Below are 315 nucleotides of genomic sequence, written 5' to 3'. Positions count from 1 at the left end.
TCTGGCGGCCATGCCGCTCGTCCGGCTCGCCCGGGCCGCCACCTTCCGGGCGGCCGCCCCGGATGAGCGTTCCGCGGGTACGGCGGTGGCGGCGAGGTCGGCGGTGCCGGTGCCCGGCCGTCTCGGGGGTTCCGGCGCGCCCGGGGCTCCGAAGGGCAGCGCGCGCACCGTGTGCCGTTGGACCGGACGGGGCACGACGGGCTGTTCGCGGCCCTCGACGAGCACCAGGGCGGCCTGGTAGGCGACCGACAGCGAGTAGGGCGTCTGGTGGAGCATCCCCCACAGCTTGGAGGTCTCGTCGATGTCCATCCGGGT

Annotated in this window: 1 protein-coding gene; it reads right to left on the bottom strand. The window is 75.9% G+C overall.

The annotated features are described in order from the left end of the window. Positions 1–315: Pvc16 family protein (locus tag ACSNOK_RS33690; protein ID WP_436784565.1), on the bottom strand; the 315-nt coding region annotated here is incomplete at both ends.

The sequence above is a fragment of the Streptomyces sp. URMC 126 genome (assembly GCF_051386555.1).
Classification (GTDB): domain Bacteria; phylum Actinomycetota; class Actinomycetes; order Streptomycetales; family Streptomycetaceae; genus Streptomyces.
The sequence above is the reverse complement of the archived record's forward strand: the minus strand, read 5'-3'. Positions and strand labels throughout refer to the sequence as shown.